At 71.0% G+C, this 24,965-nt stretch carries 22 protein-coding genes and 2 tRNA genes; 9 read left to right on the top strand and 15 right to left on the bottom strand.

Going from position 1 to position 24,965, the window contains the following annotated elements; all coding sequences use genetic code 11:
• Positions 1-70: 70 nt before the first annotated feature.
• The gene (locus DEI97_RS07465) at positions 71-625 is read left to right on the top strand and encodes a lipoprotein (protein WP_111073217.1); all 555 of its coding nucleotides are present in this window, start codon (positions 71-73) and stop codon (positions 623-625) included.
• A gap of 34 nt (positions 626-659) precedes the next feature.
• On the opposite strand, the gene DEI97_RS07460 is transcribed toward DEI97_RS07465, so the two are convergent.
• Both DEI97_RS07460 and DEI97_RS07455 read right to left on the bottom strand, forming a co-directional pair.
• A complete protein-coding gene (locus DEI97_RS07460) occupies positions 660-2,234 on the bottom strand; it encodes a phenylacetate--CoA ligase family protein (protein WP_258376600.1) in 1,575 nt (524 codons plus the stop codon).
• Positions 2,231-3,283, bottom strand: a complete 1,053-nt coding sequence (locus tag DEI97_RS07455) for a nitroreductase family protein (RefSeq protein WP_111073670.1) — start codon at positions 3,281-3,283, stop codon at positions 2,231-2,233. Before DEI97_RS07455 ends, DEI97_RS07460 begins: the two co-directional genes overlap by 4 nt.
• Positions 3,284-3,479: 196 nt before the next feature.
• Here DEI97_RS07455 and DEI97_RS07450 point away from each other — a divergent pair, with 196 nt between their 5' ends.
• On the top strand, positions 3,480-4,424 hold the full coding sequence (locus DEI97_RS07450; protein WP_284158340.1) for a L,D-transpeptidase: 945 nt from the start codon (positions 3,480-3,482) through the stop codon (positions 4,422-4,424).
• On the opposite strand, the gene DEI97_RS07445 is transcribed toward DEI97_RS07450, so the two are convergent.
• Together DEI97_RS07445 and DEI97_RS07440 are read right to left on the bottom strand one after the other, a co-directional pair.
• A complete protein-coding gene (locus tag DEI97_RS07445) occupies positions 4,417-5,346 on the bottom strand; it encodes an alpha/beta fold hydrolase (protein ID WP_111076397.1) in 930 nt (309 codons plus the stop codon). The two genes, DEI97_RS07450 and DEI97_RS07445, sit on opposite strands and share 8 nt — an antisense overlap.
• A gap of 90 nt (positions 5,347-5,436) precedes the next feature.
• The gene (locus DEI97_RS07440; RefSeq protein ID WP_111076396.1) at positions 5,437-5,925 is read right to left on the bottom strand and encodes a peroxiredoxin; all 489 of its coding nucleotides are present in this window, start codon (positions 5,923-5,925) and stop codon (positions 5,437-5,439) included.
• Positions 5,926-6,168: 243 nt separating this feature from the next.
• On the opposite strand from DEI97_RS07440, the gene aceE reads away from it, so the two are divergent.
• The 6 genes from aceE (at position 6,169) to DEI97_RS07410 (ending at position 13,951) form a co-directional block, all read left to right on the top strand.
• Positions 6,169-8,913, top strand: a complete 2,745-nt coding sequence (gene aceE, locus DEI97_RS07435) for a pyruvate dehydrogenase (acetyl-transferring), homodimeric type (RefSeq protein ID WP_111076395.1) — start codon at positions 6,169-6,171, stop codon at positions 8,911-8,913.
• A gap of 7 nt (positions 8,914-8,920) precedes the next feature.
• A complete protein-coding gene (locus tag DEI97_RS07430; RefSeq protein WP_181439373.1) occupies positions 8,921-10,147 on the top strand; it encodes a PucR family transcriptional regulator in 1,227 nt (408 codons plus the stop codon).
• 79 nt (positions 10,148-10,226) lie between these two features.
• The gene (locus tag DEI97_RS07425) at positions 10,227-11,171 is read left to right on the top strand and encodes an ACP S-malonyltransferase (RefSeq protein WP_111076393.1); all 945 of its coding nucleotides are present in this window, start codon (positions 10,227-10,229) and stop codon (positions 11,169-11,171) included.
• Positions 11,168-12,286 carry a beta-ketoacyl-ACP synthase III gene (locus DEI97_RS07420; protein WP_111076392.1) on the top strand — a complete coding sequence of 373 codons (1,119 nt, stop codon included), beginning with the start codon at positions 11,168-11,170 and terminating at the stop codon, positions 12,284-12,286. The genes DEI97_RS07425 and DEI97_RS07420 overlap by 4 nt, the downstream gene beginning before the upstream one ends.
• Before the next feature lie 83 nt (positions 12,287-12,369).
• Positions 12,370-12,618, top strand: coding sequence for an acyl carrier protein (locus DEI97_RS07415; RefSeq protein WP_058741348.1), 249 nt, complete (start codon positions 12,370-12,372; stop codon positions 12,616-12,618).
• 88 nt (positions 12,619-12,706) lie between these two features.
• Complete coding sequence (locus tag DEI97_RS07410) at positions 12,707-13,951, top strand: beta-ketoacyl-[acyl-carrier-protein] synthase family protein (RefSeq protein ID WP_111076391.1); 1,245 nt, start codon at positions 12,707-12,709, stop codon at positions 13,949-13,951.
• Positions 13,952-14,360: 409 nt separating this feature from the next.
• On the opposite strand, the gene DEI97_RS07405 is transcribed toward DEI97_RS07410, so the two are convergent.
• The 5 genes from DEI97_RS07405 to DEI97_RS07385 form a co-directional block, all read right to left on the bottom strand.
• Positions 14,361-14,894, bottom strand: a complete 534-nt coding sequence (locus DEI97_RS07405; protein ID WP_111076390.1) for a DUF3145 domain-containing protein — start codon at positions 14,892-14,894, stop codon at positions 14,361-14,363.
• Positions 14,895-15,056: 162 nt separating this feature from the next.
• On the bottom strand, positions 15,057-16,127 hold the full coding sequence (locus tag DEI97_RS07400; RefSeq protein WP_253462759.1) for an AI-2E family transporter: 1,071 nt from the start codon (positions 16,125-16,127) through the stop codon (positions 15,057-15,059).
• Positions 16,128-16,191: 64 nt separating this feature from the next.
• Positions 16,192-16,266, bottom strand: a tRNA-Ile gene (locus DEI97_RS07395).
• Positions 16,257-17,489, bottom strand: coding sequence for a glycosyltransferase (locus DEI97_RS07390; RefSeq protein WP_111076389.1), 1,233 nt, complete (start codon positions 17,487-17,489; stop codon positions 16,257-16,259). The genes DEI97_RS07395 and DEI97_RS07390 overlap by 10 nt, the downstream gene beginning before the upstream one ends.
• 194 nt (positions 17,490-17,683) lie before the next feature.
• Entirely contained in the window at positions 17,684-18,598 is a 915-nt protein-coding gene (locus DEI97_RS07385) for a DMT family transporter (protein ID WP_253462757.1), read from the bottom strand.
• Positions 18,599-18,637: 39 nt separating this feature from the next.
• Here DEI97_RS07385 and def point away from each other — a divergent pair, with 39 nt between their 5' ends.
• Positions 18,638-19,213, top strand: coding sequence for a peptide deformylase (gene def / locus DEI97_RS07380; RefSeq protein ID WP_111076388.1), 576 nt, complete (start codon positions 18,638-18,640; stop codon positions 19,211-19,213).
• An 80-nt stretch (positions 19,214-19,293) separates the two neighbouring features.
• On the opposite strand, the gene DEI97_RS07375 is transcribed toward def, so the two are convergent.
• From DEI97_RS07375 to DEI97_RS07350, 6 genes are all read right to left on the bottom strand, one after another.
• Complete coding sequence (locus tag DEI97_RS07375) at positions 19,294-19,815, bottom strand: hypothetical protein (protein WP_146248254.1); 522 nt, start codon at positions 19,813-19,815, stop codon at positions 19,294-19,296.
• Between the two features lie 176 nt (positions 19,816-19,991).
• Positions 19,992-20,064: transfer RNA gene (locus DEI97_RS07370), tRNA-Asn, on the bottom strand.
• Between the two features lie 138 nt (positions 20,065-20,202).
• Positions 20,203-21,210, bottom strand: coding sequence for a D-isomer specific 2-hydroxyacid dehydrogenase family protein (locus tag DEI97_RS07365; protein ID WP_111076386.1), 1,008 nt, complete (start codon positions 21,208-21,210; stop codon positions 20,203-20,205).
• Between the two features lie 32 nt (positions 21,211-21,242).
• Positions 21,243-22,118, bottom strand: coding sequence for an ATP-binding cassette domain-containing protein (locus DEI97_RS07360; protein WP_111076385.1), 876 nt, complete (start codon positions 22,116-22,118; stop codon positions 21,243-21,245).
• A gap of 144 nt (positions 22,119-22,262) precedes the next feature.
• Positions 22,263-23,969: an ABC transporter ATP-binding protein gene (locus DEI97_RS07355; RefSeq protein WP_111076384.1), complete on the bottom strand. Its 1,707-nt coding sequence runs from the start codon at positions 23,967-23,969 to the stop codon at positions 22,263-22,265.
• Positions 23,966-24,964 carry an ABC transporter permease gene (locus tag DEI97_RS07350; RefSeq protein ID WP_111076383.1) on the bottom strand — a complete coding sequence of 333 codons (999 nt, stop codon included), beginning with the start codon at positions 24,962-24,964 and terminating at the stop codon, positions 23,966-23,968. Before DEI97_RS07350 ends, DEI97_RS07355 begins: the two co-directional genes overlap by 4 nt.
• Between the last annotated feature and the right edge of the window lies 1 nt (position 24,965).

The following is a 24,965-nucleotide window of genomic DNA, read 5'->3' as shown; positions in this document are numbered from 1 at the left end:
GCTTGCGGCGCACCCCACATCCTACGGGTGCGCCGAGAGCGACGCCGGTCCCCTGATTACGCTCGTGCGCATGCGCCGCTCCCCCGCCGTCGTCGTCGCCGCCGTCCTCGTCGCCCTGCTCACCGGTTGCTCGACCCCCGGTGCCGACACGACGTCGGTCGCACCCCCGTGGCCGCGCCCGACAGACCTGGGGCACCGGGCACAGGAGGCCGGGCTCGAGAACGTCTGGGGCGAACGCTTGGCCGAGCACGTCCACACCCACCTGACGATCACGGACGGCGACACACCGGTCGTCGTGCCGGGAAACGTCGGGCACTCGAAGTCGCAGCGGTTCGCCGCGCAGCTGCACACGCACGACACGTCGGGCATCCTGCACGTCGAGTCACCGACCCGCCGGACGTTCACGCTGGGGCAGTTCTTCGACGAGTGGGGTGTTTCCCTCGGCCCCGCACACGTCGGCGGGTTGCGTGGCGAGCTGACGGTGTGGGTGGACGGCAAGCGGTACTTCGGCAACCCGCGGTCCATCGAGCTGACGAACCTGCGGCAGATCGGACTCGACGTGACGACGATCGGCGAGGTCCCGCACCCGCCGGCAACGTTCGACTGGCCGCCCCAGTACCACTGACGCGCGGCGGCACCACCGACCCGGAGGGACCCTCTCAGACGTCCTTCGACGCCACCCATCCGAGGTCCAGGTCCCACTCGTCGACCGACCCGGGTCCGAGCTGCCACACGTACTCGTTCTTGAGCTTCCGACCATCCTCACGGAACGGCCCCGTCCGGTACGGGTAGAACGCCACGGTCGGCAGGGTGCCGTCCGGCGCGGTGCGGATCGCGTTCGAGAAGTCACGGTTCAGCCGTCGGAGTTCGGCGACGACGGCCGGCCGGGCAGGGTCTGCATCGAACGACTCGGCGGACGCGGCGAGCTGGAAGGCGATGTGCAGCTGCCGGTTGCCCTGGTCGTCCTCGTAGCTGATCAGCCGGTGGTTCTCGACGGCTTCGAGCAGGACGGGATCGCCGTAGACGACGTCCCGAACGGCATCGGGCGCGACGACGGCACCGTTGAAGTCGACCGACAGGTCCGAGCGGCCGTAGTGGAACAGCAGCGGCAGGTCGAGTTCCGCCTCGGCGAGCAGGTCCTCGTGCCCGGTCGCCCGCAGCACGGGCTTGAGGTCACGCATCCGCACCACGTGTCCGCGGTCGTGGATGTTGTACCGGATGCGGGGGCTGATGTTCTCGGAGCGGGTGATCGTGACGACGAGCTCGCCGCGGTCGTTCGTCTCGATGAGGTACCCGAACGGGTTGAACTGGAAGACCATCGGCAGGACGCCGTACTCGGACTGCTTCGTCAGCGCGCTCGACAGTGCCGGGTCGGCCGCGATCGCCTTCCGCACCGCCACCGAGAAGCCGGTCTCGATCCCCAGGTTGATCTCGAGGTCGCTCGCCCCGTAGGAGCCGAGGACGGTGTGCGCGTACTGCTCGATGTGGGCGCGCATGTTCTCGCTGATGCCCTCGCCGCCGAACGCCGCGACGATCGTGTACTCACGCCAGTCGATCCGGTCGTCCTCGAACAGCGCCTTGAGGAACGGCGGGTAGCTGAGGATGACGTAGGTGAACCCGGTGCCGAACTCCTGCATCGTCTGCACGATCTTGTCGCGGTCCGGCCCGATCGACTTGATCATCGTGGACTCGGTGAGCGACGCCGTGACGTTCATACCGGTCGCCCACGCGCCGAGCGAGAACGCGTTGAGCACGAACGGCTGCTTCGCCAGTTCCTTCGAGGTGCGGGCGAACCCGAGCTGCAGCAGCTGCCGGGTCGCCTGACGCTCGTCCGGGCCGCGCACCCAGCTGGTCGGCACGCCGGAGGACCCGGACGACTCGTCCACGACGACACCGCGTCGCGGCAGCCGTCCGTCGAGACACCGCTCCGGGATCGTCCACCGCTTGACGTAGGACTCCTTGTCCATCTCCGGCAGCCCCGAGAAGGCCGTGGCGATCCCGCTGCGCGTGTCCAGCCGGGAGGAACGCCCCGCGCCCGCCAGGAACGCCCGGTACGCGGGCACCCGCTTCGCCGCGAGCTCCGCCGTCCGCCACGCACGCCACCGCCCGAGGGTCCACCGGAGCGGCTCGATGCCCGGCGCGAGCAGGAACTTGTGCGTCCCGACCCGCGGCATGAACAGTCCGACGACCGCCTCGACGACCCACACCACCGTGAACACCGCCGCGCGCTTCACGAGGCACCGCCGTCCGCAGTCGCGGTGAGCGTCATCGCCGACGCGGGTCGTCGATGCGCCAGGGGTGGTGGCGCACTCCGGCCGAAACGGAACAGCATCCACGCCATCCGACCGTCGGACTCGTCGACGCCGGCACGCTCGACGAACGCCGCGTGTGACCGCGGGTTCGTGATGACCGTCCCGAACGGGTGCAGGGCGATCCCCCGCGCGTCGAGGTCCAACCAGATCCGCATGAACGTCCGACCCGCCTCGACGTACTCCGCCGGCGACCCGAACGGCCCCTCGAGCCACCCGAGCTGCCGCACGCCCCGCATCGTCGACAGGTAGACCTTCTTGAAGGTGGCACCGATGCCGGGTGCTTCCCACAGCCCACGGTGCTCCATCGCGAACTTCAGCACCGGCCCCGGCATGAGCATCGTCTCGGCCGACAGCCCGTCGCCGGTGTCCGCCGCCTGGCGCTTCGAGAACCGCAGCCAGTGCAGGATCTCGGTGTGCACCGCGTCGTTCCGCAGGTCGTCGAACAGCGTCGCCTGGTTGACCCGCACGATCTCGTCGACCGTGGCCCGGTCCGCCGTCGTCCGGAACCTGTGTCCGGCCTGGGCCGCGATCGACTCCGAGGCCCGGATCGCGTCGTCGTCGACCAGGGTCGCGTCGTAGGGCCTGCGCGAGGTGCGCCGCGCGAGGAAGCCGTGCAGGGCCTCCCGGTCGGCAGCCGTCGCCGGGTGCGGCGTGAGCGTCACGCTGCCCAGCCGGTGCAGGTGGTCCGCCGGGTCGCGGTCGACCCGGCCGAAGTCCATCTCGGCGTGGTCGAGCGACTCGGTCACCGCGAAGCCGTGCGCCCGGGCCACCAGGTCGAGCCCGGTGAGGAAGACGCCGGCGCAGACGTGCCCGAACGGGATCCCGAAGGACTCCGCCGGCAGTCCGCGCCGCAGGTCGTAGAAGACGGTCGCGGTCCGGTCGTCCTCCACCCGCACCACGATGGGCTGCGAGTTGTGCGGTGACGGGTAGTGCCGTGCATCCTCGATGATGCCGGTCCAGGGTGTGGCCATCGGTTCCCCCTCGGTGGTCGTTGCCGCGAGCATACGCACCACCCGTCCACGCCCATGCCCGCGCTGGCATGCCTGTGGACGACGCAGCACCGTCTGGGATGCTGTGGAGGAAGGGCAGCGTGCCAGGACGCCGTCCGGGCAAGAGCACCATGTGCCCAGGCGGAAGCACCATGAACACAGGGGAACGGGGACTTCGATGACGGAACCGTCAGCACCACAGCAGGGCACCGCACGACGCCGGTGGATCGTCGGCGCCGGGGCGCTCGCCGTCGTGGTCGCCGCCGCCACGGTCGCGTGGTCCCTCACCGACTCCGACCGGGAGGCCCGCCCCACCCCCGCAGCGGCCGTGGCCACCGCCACCGCCACGCCCACCCCGTCCCGCACGCCGCTGCCGGCCGTGCCCGACCGCCCGTCGGACCAGGCCCTCGCCGCACTCCCCCTGGCCTTCCACGACGCCGTGATCGGTCAACTCCTCGACGGCTCGCAGGTCGACGCTCGGAACGAGTGGACCACCGCGACCCCGAAGTCCCCGCTCGTCCCGCTCTACGCCGCGCCCGACGCCGACGCCGCTCCGGTGGCGACGCTGTCCTCGTCGGTGTCGACGATCAACACGCCGACCGCGACCGCCGTCTGGGGTCGATCGGCCGGCGCGGACGGCGGCATGCTCCTCGTCTCGACGCCGTCCCGGAACCGGACGCCCGGCGACGGCGGCGTCGCCGAGGCCCCGAGTTCGACGTTCGCCTGGGCCCGCGCTGCCGACTTCACACTCGCGGGCATCGACCGGGAGGTCCGGATCGACAACGCGACCTCCACCATCGCCATCGTGCACCGCGACGGCACCGTCGAGACGAGCGAGACCGCACGGCTCGGCACGCCCGACGACCCGACACCGGCGGACACGAAGACGTACATGGAGGCGAACTACGTCGACCCGCAGGTCGGGTACACGCAGGGTCACCCGATCTCGCTGACCGGTGCGCACTCGTCGAAGCTCTCCGGGTACGGCGGCAACGCGGCCCTCACGGCGCTGCACTTCTACCCGGACCCGACCGGTTCCTCGCACGGCTGCGTCCGGATCACGGCCGCGATGACCGATGCGCTCGCGAAGCTGCCGATCGGGACGCCGATCGAGTTCAGCTGAGCAGTTCGCGGACCACCGCGTCCGGGCGTTCGACGTGTGCGAAGTGCCCGCAGTCCTCCAGGAGGACCGTGCGGACCTCCGGCAGGACACCACGGAGACGCGCCAGGTCGTCGACCCGCGCGAACACGTCCTGCCGGCCCGCGACCGCCACGACCGGGCACCGCACCTCGGCCCAGCGCCGAGTGTCGTAGCGCGCGGCCGAGCGGGCCGCGCCGAGGAAGCCGGCCGGACGGAACTCGTCGACGAACGCCTGCAGCACGCTCGGTGGCAGCTGTCGAACGGCGGCGAACACCGGTCCGGCCAGCAGCGGCAGCAGTCCGATCCGGGCGAGTGCGCGCAGGAGGCCCCGGGCGGCTCCACGGGTCACGGCCAGCCCGGCACGCAGCAGTGTGAAGGCCGGCAGCGTCCGCAGGGCCCGGACCGGGTGACGTGCGGCGGCAGCGGTGGCGAAGGTGGTGCCGGAGACGAGGCCGAGGGACCGCACCCGGTCCGGCCGGGTGATGGAGAGGTGGAGGCCGACGAAGGCCCCCATCGAGTGGCCGACCACGTCGACCCGGTCGAGGCCGAGGGCGTCGAGGACGTCGACCAGGACCTGCGAGGACTCGTCGACGTCGAGCGGCACGGCCGGTGCCGGCGAGGAGCCCCAGCCGGGCAGGTCGACGAGCACCAGGCCCCGCCCGTCGACGCCGTCGGCTGCGGACAGGAGCGGTGTCCACGTGGTCCACGATCCGGCGACGCCGTGCAGGAACAACAGCGGGCGGGGTCCGGGCCGGTGCTGGACGACCGTCGGGCCGGCACTCGTAGTCACGGTCGTCGTGATGAGGGCCCACCGTGTCGCGTCGGCGACGACGGGGTACGGCGCGTACCGCTCGGTCTGGCCGGTCCCGACCTGCGGGGCCGCACCGGTGTCGGTGACGCGCACCGTGCCTCCAGTCCGACGTCTCGTGACGTCACCCGGAGTTCGGAACCGACACCGTCGTGGAGGGGTCGAGGCTGAGGCGACGGGGGCGGCTCAGGCGACGGGGACCGGTGCGGCGCAGGCCGCGAGCCGGTCGAGGGCAGCCCGGTACTCCGTCACGTCGCGCGCGACACCCGGCTCGGTGATGATCGAGGCCTTGATGCGACCGTTCACGTCGATGACGAAGGTCGCGCGGGTGGCGAAGCCCTTCTTCTCGAGGAAGACGCCGTACTCCTTCGAGACGGCGCCGTGCGGCCAGAAGTCCGCCAGCAGCTCGAAGTCGTAGCCGTTGACCTGCGCGAAGGAGCGGAGCGTCGCCTTCGAGTCGACCGAGATGCCGATCAGCTCGATGCGCTGGTCCTGGAACATCGCGATGTTGTCCTGCAGGGTGCAGAGCTCGTCCGTGCAGGTGGACGAGAACGCGAGGGGGAAGAAGACGAGGGCGACCGGGCGGTGTCCGCGGTGGTCGCTGAGTCGGACGTGCTCACCGAACTGGTTCGGGAGCTCGAAGTCCGGCGCGAGTGAGCCGATCTCCAGAGCCATCGTTGGGGTGCTTCTCTCCCAGGGCGTTGGGTGTGCCCTACGGTTCCACACGTCCACCGGTCGCGGACGCACGGTCGGCCATGCTACGCCGACGTCGTCCGAACGCAAGTGGCGTCCGGTGCGCGTCGCCGTCAGCGGGAGCGTCGGTGCGGGGGCCTAGAGTGGACGCGGCCCGTCCCCGGTCGTGATCCGACCACCGACGGCCCGACATGTCCACCACCACGAGAACGAACGAGGTCAACGGTGACGGTGAACGACCAGGACCCGCGCAGCACCGCAGGAACGGACCAGGACCCGGAGGAGACCGCCGAATGGCGTGAGTCCCTCGACGGCCTCGTCGCTACCCACGGACACCAGCGGGCTCGCGAGATCATGCAGAGCCTGCTGAAGCGCTCGAACGAGCTGCACCTCGGTGTGCCGATGGTCCCGACGACCGACTACGTCAACACGATCGCGCCGGAGGACGAGCCCGAGTTCCCCGGCGACGAAGAGCTCGAGCGTCGCTACCGGCGGTGGATCCGCTGGAACGCGGCCATCACGGTGCACCGTGCTCAGCGTCCCGGCATCTCGGTCGGTGGCCACATCTCGACCTACGCGTCGAGCGCCGCCATGTACGAGGTCGGCTACAACCACTTCTTCCGCGCGCAGGACCACGCGTCCGGCGGCGACCAGGTCTTCTTCCAGGGTCACGCCTCCCCCGGCATGTACGCGCGCGCCTACATGGAAGGCCGCCTGAGCGAGGACCAGCTCGACGGCTTCCGCCAGGAGAAGTCCCACGCCGGTGGCGGGCTGTCGTCGTACCCGCACCCGCGTCTCATGCCGCACTTCTGGCAGTTCCCGACCGTGTCGATGGGCATCGGCCCGATCAACGCGATCTACCAGGCGCAGCAGGCCAAGTACCTGTCCAACCGCGGCATCAAGGACGCCATGGACCAGCAGGTCTGGGCCTTCCTCGGTGACGGCGAGATGGACGAGGTCGAGTCCCGCGGACAGCTCCAGGTCGCCGCGAACGACGGTCTCGACAACCTGAACTTCGTCATCAACTGCAACCTCCAGCGCCTCGACGGACCCGTCCGCGGCAACGGCAAGATCATCCAGGAGCTCGAAGCGTTCTTCCGCGGTGCGGGCTGGAACGTCATCAAGGTCGTCTGGGGCCGCGAGTGGGACGACCTGCTCGCCCGCGACACCGACGGTGCGCTCCTCAACCTGATGAACGCGACGCCGGACGGCGACTACCAGACGTACAAGGCCGAGAACGGTGCCTACGTCCGTGAGAACTTCTTCGGGCGCGACCCGAAGGCGCTCGAGTTGGTCAAGGACTACTCGGACGACCAGATCTGGAACCTCAAGCGCGGTGGCCACGACTACCGCAAGGTCTACGCGGCGTTCAAGGCCGCCAGCGAGCACAAGGGCCAGCCGACGGTCATCCTGGCGAAGACGGTCAAGGGCTACGGCCTGGGCCCGAGCTTCGAGGGCCGCAACGCGACCCACCAGATGAAGAAGCTGACGCTCGACAACCTCAAGCAGTTCCGCGACGAGATGCGCATCCCGATCACGGACGCGCAGCTCGAGGAGAACCCCTACACGCCGCCGTACTACCACCCGGGCAACGACGACGAGGCGATCCAGTACATGCACGAGCGTCGCCGTGAACTCGGTGGCTACGTGCCGGAGCGTCGCACGAAGTACACGCAGGTCAACCTGCCGGACGAGTCGAAGTACCAGGTCGTGAAGAAGGGCTCCGGCAAGCAGGAGGTCGCCACGACGATGGCGTTCGCCCGTCTGCTGAAGGACCTGCTCCGCTCGCCGGACTTCGGCAACCGCGTGGTCCCGATCATCCCGGACGAAGCGCGCACGTTCGGCATGGACGCGTACTTCCCGACCGCCAAGATCTACAACCCGAACGGCCAGCACTACACGTCGGTCGACCGTGAGCTCCTCCTGGCCTACAAGGAGAGCCCGCAGGGCCAGATCATCCACGTCGGCATCAACGAGGCCGGCGCGATGGCGGCCTTCACCGCCGTCGGCACGTCGTACTCGACGCAGGGCGAGCCGCTGATCCCGGTCTACGTCTTCTACTCGATGTTCGGCTTCCAGCGCACCGGTGACGCGATCTGGGCCGCGGGCGACCAGATGACCCGTGGCTTCATGATCGGCGCCACCGCGGGCCGCACCACCCTGACGGGTGAGGGCCTGCAGCACGCCGACGGCCACTCGCCACTCCTCGCCGCGTCGAACCCGGCGGTCGTGTCGTACGACCCCGCGTACGGGTACGAGATCGGACACATCGTCCGGACCGGCCTCGACCGCATGTACGGCACGAACGAGGACGGCACGCCGTCGCACGACGACCCGAACGTCATGTACTACCTGACGGTCTACAACGAGCCGCTCGTGCAGCCGGCAGAGCCCGAGGGCGTCGACGTCGAGGGCATCGTCAAGGGCATGTACCTGCTCAAGGCCAGCGAGCACGACGGCCCCAAGGCCCAGCTGCTCGCGTCCGGTGTCGCCGTGCCGTGGATCCTCGAGGCGCAGCAGCTCCTCGCTGAGGACTGGGGCGTCTCCGCAGACGTCTGGAGCGTCACCAGCTGGGGCGAGCTCTACCGTGACGGTGTGGACGCCGAGCAGCACGCGTTCCTCAACCCGAACGAGCAGCCGCGCACCCCGTACGTCACCGAGCGTCTGCTCGGGACCGAGGGCCCCGTCGTGGCGGTCAGCGACTTCATGCACGCCGTGCAGGAGCAGATCCGCCCGTTCGTCCCGACCGACTACGCCACGCTCGGCGCCGACGGCTTCGGCTTCTCGGACACCCGTCCGGCAGCACGCCGCTTCTTCCACATCGACGGCCCCTCGGTCGTCGTGCGGACGCTGCAGCAGCTGGTCCGCCAGGGCAAGCTCGACGCCTCGGTCCTGCAGCAGGCGATCGACAAGTACCGTCTGCACGACGTGACCGCCGGCACGACCGGCAGCGCGGGCGGCGAGAGCTGACCCGTTGTTGACGACACCACGCACCGACACCGCCGGAGCGCGGGAGGACGACCGGGCACGGGCGCTCTCCTGGCTCCGGCAGGTGTCGGGCGAGCTCTCGACCGCGACGATCAAGCGACTCGAGGACACGCTCCCCTGGTACAGCGAGATGCCGCCGGGCCGGCGCTCGGCGGTCGGCATGGTGGCGCAGGCCGGCATCACGTCGTTCATCTCGTGGCTCGAGGGCAGTGCGTCGACCCCGTGGATCGCCGCGGCCGACGTCTTCGGGTCGGCGCCACGGGAACTCCTGCGCTCGGTGAGCCTGCAGCAGACCCTGCAGCTCATCCGCGTCGTGGTGACCGTCGTCGAGGAACGCGCCGCCGACGACGAGATGCTGCAGGAGGCGATCCTCAAGTACTCGCGCGACATCGCGTTCGCCGCCGCCGACGTCTACGCCCGCGCGGCCGAGGCCCGGGGGCTCTGGGACGCCCGTCTCGAAGCCCTGGTGGTCGACTCGATCCTGTCGGGCGAGTACGACGACGAACTGCCGTCCCGCATCGCCGCCCTCGGCTGGCACGGACACGGTGAGGTCGCGGTGCTCGTCGGCACCGCCCCGCGGCAGCTCGAGGTCGACCAGGTCCGCCGGACGGCCCGGCACCAGGACGCGGACGTGCTCATCGGCGTACAGGGCTCCCGGCTCGTCGTCGTCATCGGCCGGGCCACCCCGCGGGACGACGTCCCCGAGGGTGAAGAGCCGGTGTCGTTCATGTCCATCGCGCAGGAGCTCGAACCGCTGTTCGGCGAGGGCCACCTGGTGCTCGGCAACGAGGTCCCCGGCGTGGTCGACGCCTCGACCAGCGCCAAGGCCGCCCTCGCCGGCTTCGCGGTCGCCCGGGCCTGGCGTGGGGCACCCCGGCCGGCACTCGCGGACGACCTGCTGCCCGAGCGCGCACTGGCCGGCGACCCGCTCGCCCGGTCGGCACTCGTGCAGCGGATCTACATCCCGCTGAAGGACCAGTCGACCGAACTCCTGCAGACGCTCTGGTGCTACCTGGACACCGGGCGCTCCCTCGAAGCGACCGCGCGCGAGCTCTTCGTGCACCCGAACACGGTGCGCTACCGGTTGCGCCGTGTCGCCGACATCATCGGCTGGGACGCCACGCACGCCCGCGATGCACTGATCGTGCAGTCGGCGCTCATCCTCGGCGCGATGTCCGAATCGGCGTCCACCCGTCGACGTCCCACCCGGCGGTAGGGGTTCCTACAACGGACCGGCGGAATCCGTGTGGGGAGTCCACACGGGTCCTGCGGGGACAGGCAGACAGGATTGACCGGTGATCGTCGTCGTCGCGCCCGGACAGGGCTCCCAGACCCCCGGCTTCCTCGCCCCCTGGCTCGAGGAATCCGCCGTCCGTGACCGAGTCGGGCAGTGGTCCGAGGCGATCGGCGTCGACCTGGCCGAACACGGCACGAACTCCGACGCGGAGACCATCAAGGACACCGCCCTGGCGCAGCCGCTCATCGTGGCCGCCGGACTCGTGACCGCCGACGCCCTGCTCGCCGACGGTCGACGTGACCTGGTCGGCGGCGTCGCCGGACACTCCGTCGGTGAGTTCACCGCCGCTGCCGTCGCCGGTGTCCTCACCCCGACCGACGCGGTGTCCCTGGTCGCCGAGCGCGGCCGTGCGATGGCGGCCGCCGCTGCCCTCGAGCCGACGTCGATGGCGGCCGTCCTCGGTGGCGACGCCGACGAGCTCGCCGCTGCCCTCGAGTCGCTCGGGCTCACCGCCGCGAACCACAACGGCGGCGGCCAGACCGTCGTCGCCGGGCCCGCCGACGCGATCGCCCGCCTCGCCGCCGAGCCGCCCGCGAAGGCCCGGGTCATCCCGCTCGCGGTCGCCGGAGCCTTCCACACCCGCTTCATGGCCCCGGCCGTCGACCGGGTCGCCCCCGTCGCCGCAGCCGCCACCGTGCAGGACCCCACCCTGCCGCTCTGGACCAACGCCGACGGCTCGCAGGTCGAGGACGGTCGGCACTTCGTCGACCTGATGGTCCGTCAGATCGCCAGCCCGGTGCACTGGGACGCCGTGATGTCGTCGTTCCAGCAGGCCGGCGTCACCGGGATCATCGAGCTCGCTCCGGCCGGGGCGCTCGTCGGTCTCGCCAAGCGTGGGCTCCGCGGGACCCCGACCGCCGCGATCAAGACCCCCGAGGACCTGCCCGCCGCGGTCGAGCTGCTCGAGAGCGCCGCCGCCGACACCACCGAGGGCACCCGATGACCGACACGAGCAACACCGGCGACGCCAGCAACACCGCCGACGCCAGCAGCACCAGCGACACCAGCGGTGCGACCGCCACCGGCGGGGCCGACGCAGCCACGGGCCTCCAGTCCGGCACCCGACCGGTCCTGTCCCAGCGACGCGGCCACGAGTTCACCCGCATCCTGGCCTTCGGCGCCGCGCGCGGCGAGAACGCGGTCCCGAACGAGGACCTGATCGGCCCGATCGACTCGTCCGACGAGTGGATCCGCCAGCGCACCGGCATCGTGACCCGCATGCGTGCCGGCCGCGACGTCGAGGCGGTGGACCTCGCCGAGACTGCTGCCCGCGAAGCGATCGCGAAGGCCGGCCTGACCCCCGACCAGATCGGTGTCGTGCTCGTCGCGACCGTGACGCACTCGGTCGCCACGCCGTCGTTGGCCTCGCTGCTCGCCGAGCGCCTCGGCGCCACCCCGGCGGCCGCGTACGACATCAGCGCCGCGTGTGCGGGCTACGCGTACGGCATCGCCCAGGCCGACTCGTTCGTCAAGTCCGGCATCGCCGACCACGTGCTGGTCATCGGTGCCGAGAAGCTCAGCGACGTCGTCGACCCGACCGACCGCTCGATCTCGTTCCTCCTCGGCGACGGCGCCGGCGCAGCGGTGGTCGGCCCGAGCGACACGGCCGGAATCGGTCCGAGCATCTGGGGCTCCGACGGCTCGAAGTGGGACGCGATCGGCATGACCGCGACCTACAACGAGTGGGAGGCCGGCGCACCCCGCCCGACCATGCGCCAGGCCGGTCAGACGGTCTTCCGCTGGGCCGTGTGGGAGATGGTGAAGGTCGCTCGTCAGGCACTCGAGGCGGCCGGCGTCCGCGCCGACCAGCTCGCCGCGTTCGTGCCGCACCAGGCGAACATCCGGATCATCGACGAGTTCGCGAAGCAGCTCGGCATCCCGGACACGGTGGCCATCGCCCGCGACATCACCACCACCGGCAACACCTCCGCCGCGAGCATCCCGCTCGCCACTCACCGCCTGCTCTCCGAGCACCCGGAACTGTCGGGCGGACTCGCCCTGCAGATCGGGTTCGGCGCCGGACTCGTGTTCGGCGCGCAGGTGGTCGTCCTCCCCTAGTCCCACGCGCCTCCGGGCGCGGGCACTGCCCGTGCCCTAGGCTGTCCCACGGTCAAACGACACCCCCCTCAAGGAGAACACTCATGGCCCTGTCCAACGAAGAAGTCCTCGCCGGCCTGGCCGAGCTGATCAACGACGAGACCGGTATCGCTACCGACACCGTCGCCGCAGACAAGTCGTTCACCGACGACCTCGACATCGACTCCATCTCGATGATGACCATCGTCGTGAACGCCGAAGAGAAGTTCGACGTCAAGATCCCCGACGAAGAGGTCAAGAACCTCAAGACCGTCGGCGACGCCGTCGACTTCATCGTCAAGGCCCAGGCCTGAAACGAGCTTCCTGAGCGCCGCGGGCCGCTGACCCTCGAGTCATGGCCCGCGGCGCTCGTCTTGTCCCTCGCAGAAAGAACCGTCGTTCATGACCAAGAGAACCGTCGTCGTCACCGGGATCGGTGCGATCAGTCCCCTCGCTGCGACCGCCAAGGAATCCTGGGCGGCTCTGCTCGCCGGTGAGTCCGGCATCAGCCGTATCGAAGACCCCCGCTACGCCGAGCTGGAGCTCCCCGTCGAGTTCGCCGGCCAGGCGCGTCGCTTCGTCACCGACCAGCTCACCCGTCCCGAGTCGAAGCGGCTCGACCCGTCCTCGCAGCTGTCGCTCATCGCGGCGCGCGAAGCCTGGGCCGACGCCGGCATCGACGCGGAGTCCGTCGTCCCCGAGCGACTCATCGTCGACTGGGCGACCGGCATCGGCGGCGTGAACACGCTCCTCGACGCGTGGGACACCCTCCGCGAGAAGGGCCCGCGTCGCGTCATGCCGATGACGGTCCCGATGCTCATGGCGAACGGCCCCGCCGCCGCCATCGAGATGGAGTTCGGCGCCCGTGGTGGCGCCCGCACCTACCTCTCCGCCTGCGCCTCCTCGACGGAGTCCCTGGCCGAGGCCTATCGCCACGTCGCCTTCGGTGACGCCGACATCGTCATCGCCGGTGGTGCCGAGGCCGCGCTCCACCCGCTGCCCCTCGCCTCGTTCGCCGCGATGCAGGCGCTGTCCCGTCGCAACGACTCCCCCGAGACCGCGTCGCGTCCGTACGACGTCACCCGTGACGGCTTCGTGCTCGCCGACGGTGCCGCCGCGCTGATCCTCGAGACCAAGGAACACGCCGAGGCCCGCGGTGCGCACATCTACGCCGAGGTCGCCGGCTCCGGCATCACCTCGGACGCGTTCCACATCACCGCGCCGGACCCCGAGGGCTCCGCGGCCGCCCGTGCCGTCCTGATGGCGCTCGAGCACGCCGACGCCAGCCGTGAGGACGTCGCGCACGTCAACGCGCACGCGACCTCGACCCCGGTGGGCGACGTCGCCGAGTACCACGCCATGCGTCGGGTCTTCGGCGAGCACCTCGACTCCGTCGTCGTCTCCGCCACGAAGGCCTCGACCGGGCACCTGCTCGGTGGTGCCGGTGCGATCGAGGCCGTCTTCACCGTCCTGGCGCTCGAGAACCGCATCGCGCCGCCGACGATCAACCTCACCGAGCAGGACCCCGAGATCGTGATGGACGTCGCGACGGCGCCGCGCGACCTGCCGCAGGGTGACCTGCTCGCGGTGAGCAACTCGTTCGGCTTCGGTGGGCACAACGCCGTGGTGGCGTTCCGTTCCGTCTGATCCACCTGCCGGTCAGGAGGCCCGTCCCGCGTCGCGGGGCGGGCCTCCCGTCCGTCCGGGGCGTCGGCGTGGTCGGCCGGCGTCGCACAACCCGCCGCTCACGTCCGCCGAGGTCGCGACATCTGCCGAGCGGGAGGCGCGCACCCGGCAGGATCTGCGACCTCGCGCCTGGTGAGCGGTCCCGTCGGGTCCAGCGGCCGTCCATCCGGGGGTCGCAAGACCGGCCGCTCAGGTTCGTCGAAGTCGCACGGACGGCCGGACAGGAGGCGCGGATCCGGCACGACGTGCGACCTCGGCGACACGGGACGGGCGCGCCCAACCCGGCGCGCCCGCCCCGGCGCGCACGTCCCGGAACGCCGAACGCCGCCCCGCAGGACGGCGTTCGGTGTGACGGGAGGAACGTGCGGACTCAGCCGACGCGGTGCAGCCAGACGACGGGGTTGCCCTCGGCAGCGTGGCGGAACGGCTCGAGCTCGTCGTCCCACGCCTGACCGAGGGCGAGCCGGAGCTCCCGGTGCAGCTCGAGGGCGTTGCTGCCGGCGATCTCCATCGCGTAGCGGATCCGGTCCTCGGGGACGACCATGTTGCCCGTGACGTCGGTCTGCGCGTAGAAGACGCCGAGGTCGGGGGTGTGCATCCACCGGCCGCCGTCGGAGTCCGTCGTGGCGTCCTCGGTGACCTCGAAGCGCAGGTGCTCCCACCCGCGCAGCGCAGAGGCGATCGCCGCACCGGACCCGATCGGCCCGGACCAGGTGAACTCGGTGCGGCGCGAACCGTCGAGTGCGGGCTGGTCGAGCCACGAGAAGTTCACGGCGCGGTTCATCGCGCGACCTGCCGCCCATTCGACGTGTGGGCAGAGCGCGCGTGGTGAGGAGTGCACGTAGAGCACTCCTGACGTTGACCCAGTCACGATTCCTCCGATCGTCAGGTGCGACTTCCCCATCGACCTGTACAGCGGAGGACCCGTTCGGGACCATCGGTATGCGATTGTGATGTCCCGGAGGACACGCTCATCATGCCAGGTGCCGACTGGGAACGGCAACCATCCGGGCCATGTCGGTGGGAGAAGACCCGCAGAACGATCCCGCGGTGGACCTCGGAGCGACTAGGACAGTTCCTGGCGCGGGTAGATGACCTTCTGCACGATGATGATCACCGACGCCGCCGCCGGCACGGCAACGAGCGCGCCGAGCACCCCGCCGATCGTGGCACCGGCGATCGCGGCGATGACGACCAGCGCCCCGGGCACCTGCACGGCCCGCGACATGATGCGCGGCGAGATGATGTACGCCTCGACCTGCATGTACACGAGGTAGTAGATCGCCGCCGCCAGGGCCGTGGCCGGCGATGCGAACAGGCAGAGCAGCGAGATGAGCACGGCTGCCCCGAGGGTCCCGACCAGCGGGATGAGCGACCCGAGGAACGCGAAGGACGCCAACAGCACGGGCAACGGCGCCCCGATGACGAGCAGCCAGATGATGCTGAGCACGCCGTTGATGCCGGCCTGGGTGATCTGCCCGACGACGTAGCGGCCGACGGAGGAGGTCACCTGCTCGCTGACCTCGACGAAGTTCTCGCGACGCGAGGCCGGGACGAACCGGTAGACCATCGTCTTCAGCCCGCGCATCGAGGCGAGGAAGTAGAGCATCAGGATGATGACGATGAGGGCGCCGGTCAGGCCGGACAGGATGCCGCTGCCCACCGCCAGGATCCCGCCGCCGAGGCTCAGCAGGTTGCCCGGGTTCTCCACGAACGTCTGCACGGACTCGAGCGCGTGGTCGACGTCGAAGGAGCCCTCGAACTGCCGGGCCAGGTCCTGCACCCACCCGAGCTTCGAGATGTCGCCGACGATCTCCGGGAAGTTCTGCACCAGGTTGGTCGCCTGGTTCACCAGGATCGGCACGATCGCGAACACGACGCCGACGAAGGCCCCGAGCACGACGACGACCACGATGAGGATCGCCGCCCAGCGCGGGATGTACCGCTCGAGCAGGTTCACGAGAGGGTCGAGGCCCAGCGCGATGAACAGCGCGACGCCGATGTAGACCAGCACCGTGCTGAGTTCGTGCACGAGCGTCCCGGCCAACAGCGCGACGAGCACACCGATCGCACCCATGAACCCGATGCGGAAGGCGTTGACGCGCACGCCGGTGCCCGCGCGGCTCACCTCGAACATCACGTTCGGGGTGGGCGCGTGGCTCGTGTCTTCGGGCGGGCGCTTCTTGGACGGCAGGTGCACGTAGGGCGGGCGGGACTTGAACCCGCGAATCGTTCGGTTATGAGCCGACTGCCTTGACCAGCTTGGCTACCGCCCCTCGGGGGCCGAGGCCACCGGCTCCCCACGATACAGCGCCTCGAACGTCGAGAGGGTGCGGTTGATGTCGTGTGCTTCGATCATGGTCAGGCTGCGCTGCCGCATCGCCTGGTACTCGTCGTCCGGAGCGGTCAGCACCGAGGTCAGCTTCGCCGCCAGGTCGTGCTCGTCGCCCGGGGTGAACAGGTACCCGTTGCCGTCGATCAGGTGCGGCAGCGCCATCGAGTCCGCCGCGACGACGGGCAGCCCGGAGGCCATCGCCTCGAGCGACGAGATGCTCTGCAGTTCCGCCGTGGAGGGCATCACGAAGACGGTGCCCTCGGTCAGCGTGCGGAGCTTGACCTCGTCGGACACGAACCCGAGGAAGCGGACGCGGTCCTCGACCCCGAGCTCCTTCGCGAGCGCGGTCAGCTTCGGGATCATGTCACCGTCGCCGACGATGGTGAAGCGGGCGTCGAGCGAGGCCGGCAGCAGCGGGAGCGCCCGGACCATGACGTCGAGGTTCTTCTCCGGCGCGACCCGGCCGACGAAGACGATGTCGTTGCCCGCCGGCCGTCCGCTCGCCGGCGTGTAGCGGGTGGCGTCGACGCCGCACGAGATCGCCAGGACCGGCTGCCCGGCGATGGCGTCGCGCAGGTAGTCCGCCGCGAGCTCGGTCGGGGTCGTGATCGCCTCGGCCAGACGGTAGGTCTTGGCCGCGTCCGCCCAGGCGATCTTCAACGCGAGGGGCGTCGTGCGCTTGCCGAACGGCGTGTACTCGAGCAGGTTCTCCGGCATGAAGTGGTTCGTGCCGATGATCCGGATCCCCCGGTCGTGCGCTTCGCGGGCGACGCCGCGACCGACGACGATGTGGGACTGGATGTGCACCACGTCGGGCTGCAGCGCGGCGATGATCGGTGCGGTGTGCTTGCGCACCGTCCAGGGCCAGGCGAAGCGGTACCACTCGTGGGCCGGCCACCGGTACGAGGCCAGCCGGTGGACGGTGAGCGTCACGCCGCGGTACTCCTCGTCGAACGACCCGGCGTGCCACCGGTTCCACGACGGCGCGATGATGTGCACCTCGTGCCCACGGGCGGCGAGGCCGAGCGCGAGCTCCTCGGTGAAGGTCGCGGCCCCGTTCACGTCGGGCGCGAAGGTGTCGGCGGCGATGAGCACCCGCAGCGGCCGTCGCCCTCCGGTGGCGGCCGTGGTGTCGGTCGTCTCGGTCGTGGCGTCTGCTGACACGGCGGGGGTCGTCCTCTCGTCGCGAACGCCGGCACGCGTGGTCGTCGCACGCCGGTCTGGTCGGTTCGGAACGCTACCGCACCCCTCTGGCCGCCCACCTCAGCCGCGCGGCGGACCCGCGTCATCCCCTGGTACCGCACCGACCGTCGGACGTGGGTGGGCTGTCGGACGGGAGGCGCGCCTCCCGTCCGCCGTCACCGGCGCGAGTCGGGGTGGTGCTTGGCCAGCAGGAAGACGCCGGTGATCGCGATCGCACCGGCGACGAGGAAGCCGATGCCGGCACCGACGGGTGCGCCGGCGGCCTCGTCGAGGACGATGACGCCGATCCCCACCGCGACGATCGGGTCGACGACCGTGAGCCCCGCGATGACGAGGTCGGCGGAGCCGCTCGAGTAGGCGTTCTGCACGAAGTACGCGCCCACGGCGGACGCGACGACGACCCCGACGATTGCGAACGCGGTGACCCAGTCGAAGGTGCCGTTGACGATGCGGTTCAGCGTGACCTTCGCCAGGGTCGCGACGAAGCCGTAGAGGATGCCGGCACCGATGATGTAGTAGAGGGCGTTTCGGCGCTTGGCGACCAGGCGGAACGAGATGACGACGAGGGTCAGGACGACCGCCAGGACCACCAGCACGGTGATGAGCTGACCGCGACCGATCGGACTCTCGCGGCCGTAGAGCGCGGCGATGAGGACGAACAGGCCCACACCGCCGATGCAGGTCCACACGGCTCGACGCGCCTGGGTGCCGAGCGGCACGCCGGTGCTGCGCGACGAGAACCACGTCGTGACGACCAGCGCCACGGCACCGAGGGGCTGCACGACGATGAGCGGCGCGTACGTGATGCTGACCAGCTGCAGGACGATCGCGGCACCGAGCATGATCGTGCCGAGCACCCAGTTGCCGCTGCCGAGGAGCGCGAGCACGTGACGGACCGACAGCCCCTTCGACTGCTGGCCGAGGCGCGCTTCGACGCGCTGGACCCCACGGCTCTGGAACTGCGCGCCGAGCGACAGGAACACGGCACCGACGAGGGCGACGGGGATCATCAGCGCCTGGAACGGGGTCAGGTTCTGCACCACGTCGGGGATCTGCAGGTCCGGGGTCACGCGTCGAGGCTATCCGACGCGCGAAGATATCCTGGCTGCATGGCCGTCCTCCCGATCCGGATCACCGGTGAACCCGTCCTGCACGCCCCCGCGACCGAGGTCACCGTCTTCGACGACGACCTGCGCACGCTCGTCGCCGACATGTTCGAGACGATGGACCTGGCGCCCGGCGTCGGGCTCGCCGGCCCGCAGGTCGGGGTCGGCCAGCGGCTGTTCGTCTACTCGTGGACGGACGACGACGAGGTGCTGTGGCGCGGTGCCGCGGTCAACCCGGTGCTGTGGACCACTCCCGCGGTGCCGGCGTCGATCGAGGAGCTCGACGAGGACGACGAGTCCGAGGGCTGCCTGTCGGTGCCGGGTGAACGCTTCCCGCTCCGACGGTCCGAGGGTGCGCTGCTGCGGGCGTTCGACGAGCACGGCGAACCGTTCGAGATCGAGGCGCACGGGTGGCTCGCCCGCGTCTTCCAGCACGAGTACGACCACCTGGACGGCGTGCTGTACGCGGACCGGCTGGTCCACCCGTACGCCAAGCAGGTCCAGAAGGCGATCCGGAAGGCCAGCTGGGGCGGGCCCGGCCAGTCCTGGCTGCCGGGACGCGACCACCCCGAGGGCTGAACCAACCGAAGGCACCGGCCGGGGGCTGATCCCGCCGCCGGCACAGCCCGCCTCCGGTTGAGCCCGCCGCAGGCGGCGTGTCAGCCCCGGTGTGCCGCCAGCGCGTCCCGCAGCCGGCCCATGTCCGGGTGACCCGGGCAGTACCGCTCCAGCCCGGCCGCCAGGTCCGCCTGCTCGGTCGACCGCACGGGTGAGCGCCACGGACCGGTCCCGCTGACCGCGCAGCCCGCGGCGAGTTCCTCGAGCGTCGCGGCGCCGCGAGCCGCGTCGAGTGCGGACTGCTGCTGTGCCGAGGGGACGGTGCCGGTGATGGGCGCGGCCGTGCACGAGGTGCGACCGTCCTCCCACACCGCGGACGAGGTCGTGTAGGTCTCGACGGACGGGCCGTTCCCGACCGTGCAGGTGAAGGCGAAGACGATCGGTGACGTGCCGGTCGGCCCGGACCCGCCGGACGCCGACCGGGTGGTGGTCGCGGACGGACCGTCGGCCGCTTCGGCGCGGGCACCGGTGTCGCTCGACGAACACCCGGTCAGCGCCGTCAGGGCGACCCCGAGCGCGAGCACAGCGACGAGCGTCGCGGGGCGTCGAGGTCGGAGGGGCACCTGTGGACGTTAACAGCTTCCGACAGCATGCCGGCTGTGGAAGCGCAGCACGACGCCCGGGAACCGCGGGCGGGCAGCCGCACACAGCAGACAGCAGACTGCAGACAGCACCAGCACCAGCACCAGCACGTCGGAGAAACGAGAAGGCCCCCACCCCGGAGGGTGAGGGCCTGTCGCTCCCCGAGTTGGACTCGAACCAACAACCTGCCGGTTAACAGCCGGCTGCTCTGCCAATTGAGCTATCGAGGATCACTGCGGCTCCGCTGGAAGGCGGTTGAACAGCGGGTAACAGCATAGCAGCAAACGTCCAGCGTCCCGCGCATCGGTCGCGCATCCCGGGCGTGCCGCCACCGACGGCACCGAGAACCCCCGGTCAGGCAGGGACCGTCAGTAGCCGGCCGCCGGGTCGACGACCCCCACGAACCCGGTGCCGTCACCACCCAGGAACGCCCGGACGTTGGCCTCGACCCGCTCGGCCAGCAGCGGTGCGACCATCTCCGGGGTGTCCGCCTGGTGCGGGGTGATGAGCGCGCCCGGCTCGTCCCAGAGCGGGTGTCCGTCCGGCAGCGGCTCCGGGTCGGTCACGTCGAGCCCGGCAGCGGTGATCGCCCCGGACCGGAGCGCGTCGACGAGCGCATCGGTGTCGACCAGCCCGCCGCGGGCGATGTTCACCAGGCGCGCGTGGTCCGGCATGATCGCGAACTGGTGCGCTCCGAGCAGCCCGGACGTGTCCGAGGTCATGGCCGCCGCGACCACGACCACGTCGGCGTCGGGCAGGACCGCGTCGAGCTGGTCGGTCGTGACGGTGCGCTCGGCTCCGGGCACGGGCTCCGAGGACCGCCGGACGACGGTCACCCGCACGTCGAACGGTGCCACGAGCCGCAGGTACTCCAGCGCGATGCCCCCCGCGCCGATGATCACCACGTGCCGCCCGTACAGGGACATGCCCTCGGGCTCCCGCGACCAGGTGGTGGTCCGGGCACGCTTCTGCAGCACCCGGAGCGTCGCGAGGGTCAGCGCGAGTGCATGCTCGGCGACGGGCTCGGCGTACGCGCCTTTGGCCGAGGTGAACAGCACGCGGTCACCGTGCTCGGCGATCAGGTGCGCGAACGCGTCGACGCCGGCGAACGGCAGTTGCACCCAGGTCACCCCCGGCGCGGTGGTCAGGGCCTGCTGGAGGCCGTCCGGGTCGCCGGCGTCGAGCCACACGATCCCCCGGGTGTCGTCGCCCAGGGCGGTGAGGGTGCCGCCGGCGCTCCGGACGGCGTCCTCGTGCAACGCGGTCGGCGTCGGCAGGATCGTCACCGACCCGGACTCCGGTGTCCCGACCGGCAGCGGCCGCCCGGCATCGGTCACGACCGCGCGGTGACCCCGCGCCTGCTGCTGCTCGCTCATGCCTGCCCCACCACTCATGCCTGTCCCACCACTCACGCCTGGCGCACCCCGCCGCGGCCGGCCGTCGCCGGCTTCCGCTTCACCGGTCGCGACGCCGTCGCCGCGAGCGTCCGGACGTACGGGTCCAGCGGGTTGTCGAGGACCTCGTCGAACGTGCCGAGCCCGACCAGCCGTCCGGCGCTCATGATCGCGACCCGGTCGGCGAGGGCACGGGCCTCCCGCAGGTCGCTCGAGACGACGATCGCGGCGAACTGGCGGTGTCGCTGGAGGCCGGCCAGGGCCTCCAGGACGGACTGCCGGACGAGCACGTCCACACCGCGGGCGGGCTCGTCCGCGACGAGCAGCTGCGGCTCGAGGACGAGCGCCCGGGCCAGGGCGACGCGCTGGCGCTGCCCGCTGGACAGCTCCCACGTGTTCAGCCGGAGCACTCCGAGCGGCAGGTGCACCGCGTCGACCAGGCGCGCGACGATGAGACCGGCTTCCTTCCGGTCGAACCGGCGGTCGCGGGCGTAGATCGGTTCGGCGATCGCCTCGCCGACGAGCAGGTCCGGGCGCAGCCGGTCGGCCCCGTCCTGCGGCAGGTAGCCGATCTGCCCGGTCAGGCGCGTGTAGCGGCGGGACGACTGCCGGAGCCGACGCGTCGGCTGGCCGAGCACGCTGAGTTCCCCGCCGACGATCCGTCGACGGTGCGCGCCCTCCCCCTCGCCGTGCGTGCCGAGCTGGCCGGCGACCGCGGCGGCGAAGGTCGACTTCCCCGAACCGGACTCGCCGAGCACGGCGAGGATCTCGCCCCACCCGAGCGTCAGGCTCACGCCGTCCACCGCGCGGATCGGGTGCTTCACCGGCCCGCCCCGGTACTCGATGCTGACGTCGTCCGCGATGACGGCCGGACCGTGCTCTCCGGTCATGGAACCCCTTCTCCTGCCGCGTGCGCCCTGCCGCGGTCCACACCGGACGGGAGGCCCGGACCACTCGTCCGCGCGACGTGCGTCGCGGACGTGGCCGGGCCTCCTGGCTGGTCGGGGTGCACCCGACGGCGTGTCACCGTCCGGTCAGGCCCCGGCCTGCTCCAGTCGCTCCAGCGTACGCCGTCGCTCGGCCTGCTCGGTCGGGTCCGGCACCGGCAGCGACGCGAGCAGCCGCTGTGTGTACGGGTGCTGCGGGGCGCCGAGGACCTCGGCCGTGGTGCCGGTCTCCACCAGGTCACCGCGGTAGAGCACGGCGATCCGGTCGGACAGTGCGCCGACGACGGCCAGGTCGTGGCTGATGAACAGCGACGCGAACCCGAAGTCCTGCTGCAGTTCGAGGAACAGCTCGAGGACCCGGGCCTGCACCGACACGTCGAGCGCACTCGTCGGCTCGTCCGCGATGAGCAGCTTCGGCCGGAGCGCGAGTGACCGGGCGAGCGAGGCGCGCTGGCGCTGCCCACCGGAGAGCTCGTGCGGGTACCGGTCGCCGTACGCGGCGGGCAGCTGCACGGCCTCCATGAGTTCGTCCACCTGCTTGCGCGCGGCACGGGGTGACGAGGCGACCCCGTGCACGACGAGCGGTTCGGCGACGCACTCGGCGATCGTCAGCAGCGGGTTGAACGACGTCGCCGGGTCCTGGAAGACGAACCCGATGTCCTTCCGCAGCCGCTTGAAGTCCCGCTCCTTGTACCCGAGCATCTCGGTGCCGAGCACGTTGAGCGATCCACCGGTGATCTTCGTCAGCCCGGCGATGGCCCGGCCGATGGTGGTCTTGCCGGAGCCGGACTCCCCCACCAGACCGAGGACCTCACCGGGTCGGATCGCCAGGTCGACGCCCTTCACCGCGCGGAACGCTGGCGAGCCGAGTCGACCCGGGTACTCGATCTCGAGCCCCGTCGCGGACACGACGGGCTCGACGTCCGCGGTGATGAGCGCGCGGCGGGCGACCCCGGTCGACGCCTCGAGCCGCGGCACGGCTGCGAGCAGGCGCTTCGTGTAGTCGGCCTGCGGGGCGGCGAAGAGCTGCTCCACGGGGGCTTCCTCGACGACCTCGCCCTGGTACATCACGGCGACGCGGTCGGCCAGGTCGGCGACGACGCCCATGTTGTGCGTGATGATGACGATCGCCGCGCCGAACTCGTCACGGCAGCGGCGGAGCAGGTCGAGGATCTCGGCCTGCACGGTCACGTCGAGGGCAGTGGTCGGCTCGTCGGCGATGATCACGCTCGGCTCGAGGGCGAGCGCACTGGCGATCACGACGCGCTGCTTCTGCCCGCCGGAGAACTGGTGCGGGTAGTGGTCGACGCGTGTCTCCGGGTCGGGGATGCCGACGCGGCGCAGGTAGTCGATCGCCTTGGCGCGGGCCTCCTTCTTGGAGACCCCACCGTGGGCACGCAGGCCCTCGGCGATCTGCCACCCGACGGTGAAGACCGGGTTCAGCGCCGTCGACGGCTCCTGGAAGACCATCGCACCGGCCGTGCCGCGTAGCTCGCGGAGCTTCTGCGACCCGACCGCGACGACGTCGGTGCCCTCGAGCATGACCGCGCCGCCGAGCGTCGCCGTCTCCGGCATCAGCCGGAGCATGCTCCGCGCGGTGACCGACTTGCCCGAGCCGGACTCGCCGACCAGCGCGAGCACCTCGCCGGGGCGGACGTCGAGACTGACGCCCTTGACCGCGTCGACGGCGCCGCCGTCGGTCGCGAAGGTCACCGTGAGGTCGTCGACGACGACGACCGGGTCGGCCGCCGTGCGGCCCGAGCCGGCCGGGAGGCCCGTGGTGCTGCCGTTCATGCTGCTGCCCCTTCCGCGTCGGTCGCCTTGTCGCGCGTGGAGACCAGCTGCTTCAACCGCCGGCGGGCACGCAGGCGGGGGTCGGAGATGTCGTTGAGGCTCTCACCGATGAACGTCACGCCGAGGACGAGCAGCACGATCGCGATGCCCGGGTAGACGCCGGTCCACCAGACGCCGCTGGCGACGTCGGACAGCGCCCGGCTGAGGTCGTAGCCCCACTCGGCGCCCTGGGTCGGGCCGATGCCGAACCCGAGGAAGCCGAGGCCGGCCAGGGTGAGCACCGCGTCACTGGCGTTCAGGGTGAGGATCAGCGGCAGGGACCGCGTCGAGTTCCGGAGCACGTGCCGCGTCATGATGCGCCACGGGTTCGTGCCGATGACCCGAGCGGACTCCACGAAGGCGTCGTTCTTCAGGCGCACGGCCTCGGCGCGGACCACGCGGAAGTACTGCGGGATGTAGACCACGGTGATCGAGATCGCCGCCGCCGTGATGCCGCCCCAGTAGTTCGAGTCACCGCCGGAGACCACGATCGAGACGACGATCGCGAGCAGCAGCGACGGGAACGCGTAGATGGCGTCGGCGACGACCACGAGCACACGGTCGAGCCAGCCGCCGACGTACCCGGACACCATGCCGAGCAGGACACCGATCGCGATCGAGACGACCACCGCCACGATGACGACGAGCACAGCCGTCCGCGTGCCGTAGACGACCCGGCTGAACACGTCGAGGCCACCGACCGTGGTGCCCCAGATGTGCTCGGCGCTCGGGGCGCCGGTGCGCGGGAAGTTCGCGCCGTCGGCGCCCTGCTGGTCACCGAAGCCGTACGGCGCGAGGAGCGGGGCGAACACCGCGACGAGCAGGTACACGGCGCAGATGACGACACCGACGATGAGCATGGCGCGCTGCCATCCGGTGCTCCGGCGGAGCTGGACGACGACGGGGAGACGCTTCCACAGCGGCTCGTGGCGGTCGACGAGGGCGATGTCGGACATC

Origin of the sequence: Curtobacterium sp. MCLR17_032 (genome assembly GCF_003234795.2) — a bacterium.
Taxonomy (GTDB): Bacteria; Actinomycetota; Actinomycetes; order Actinomycetales; family Microbacteriaceae; genus Curtobacterium.
This window is presented reverse-complemented; position numbering and strand designations above follow the sequence as displayed.